Here is a 1,441-nt window from a genome sequence, read left to right on the forward strand (position 1 = left end):
CGACCAGCCGGGGGGCGGGCAGCACGACCGACGGGCCGTCCGAGGTCATGGCCCAGTCGAGGACGGCGAGTCCGTCGTCCGTGGACAGCAGCCCGATTCCGGCGCCCTGGGAGGAATCGCGGGCGGCCTTCCCGGCGGAGCCGTCCGCCCAGACCGGCCACTGCACGGCCCGGACCCGGACCCGGCCGAGGCGCGTCAGGTGACCCGCCACGAAGTCCGCTCCGGTGTTGGCCGCCGCGTAGTCGCTGATCCCGGCCGCCAGTTGTGGCAGGGCCGAGGAGACCGACGAGAAGAGCACGAAGAAGTCCGGACGGTCCGAGCCGCACAGTTCGGCGAGGGTCTCCAGCCCGGCCGTCTTCGGCTCGAACACCTCCCGTATGTCGTCGGACCGCTTGTGGACGAAGGCCGCCGGGCCCCGTGAACCGAGTCCCGCGCAGTGCACCACGCCGCCGACCGGCCCCAGGACGGTACGGACCTCCGTGAGGAACGCCGACAGCCGGGCGCGGCCGGAGAGCGCGCCTGTGAAGACCCTCACCTGCACGCCCGCTCCTTCCAGGTCGCGGACCGTGGCCACCGCCTCGGCGGTCTCGGCGGACAGTCCGGGGGCGTCCCACCGTTCGCGTACGGGCAGTTCGCGCAGGCAGGTCAGGGCGATCCGCCGGGCGCCTCGGGCCACGAGGTGGCGGGCAACCCGGGAGCCGAGGCCGCGTGTGCCGCCGGTCACCAGGTACGCGCGCTCCGGGTCGGCCAGAAACGGATCCGTGGCCGCCGCCTCTGCCACCTCGGTCCACCGGGGGAGCAACCGCCGCCCGTCGCGGTGGCACACCTCGGCCGACGGCCCGGCGGCCCGCCACTCGGCGGCGATCGCCTCGGGGAGAGCCAGATCGGTGTCCAGGTGGGTGGCCCGTACCCTCGGGTACTCCACCCCGAGCATCCGGACGAATCCCGCGACGCGGGAGCCGGCGAGCGACGGCCTGGTGCCCGGCAGGTCCTGGAGTCCCTGGGTCACCTGGAGCACGCGCAGTTCGCCCCGGTGACGGCGGATCAGCTCCTGAAGGATCACGACCCTGGCCGTCCACGGGCCGGGACCGCCGTCCGGCCGGGCCACGTCGGTGAGGTCCAGCAGCCCGCTGAGGCCGGGCAGCCCGTCGAGGATGCGGCGTGCGGAGGCCTCGTCGTGGAAGGCCGGTTCGCCGCGACCGGTGCCTGGGCCCTCGCCGTCGCCTTGGCCCTCGCCCTCACCCTCGCGGAGCAGCACGCAGTCGGTCTGTGGCGCGAGCAGCGCCATGGTTCGCCGCGCGAGGGCCTCACTGCCCGGCCCGGCGAGTACGGCCACCGTCCCGCGAGGCACCGCTCCGGCGTCGACCGCCGGTGGGGCCACCTCCCAACGACGCTCACGCAGCGGCACGCCGAGCGCGCTGCGAAGTGCCTGCGGCGGCTC

1 protein-coding gene is annotated in these 1,441 nt (G+C 75.2%); it reads right to left on the reverse strand.

What is annotated here, in order from left to right; translation table 11 throughout:
* The coding region (locus GT042_RS04330) for an SDR family NAD(P)-dependent oxidoreductase (protein ID WP_161307361.1) at positions 1–1,441 on the reverse strand (1,441 nt) is incomplete at both ends.

The organism is Streptomyces sp. SID3212 (assembly GCF_009865405.1).
Classification (GTDB): Bacteria; Actinomycetota; Actinomycetes; order Streptomycetales; family Streptomycetaceae; genus Streptomyces.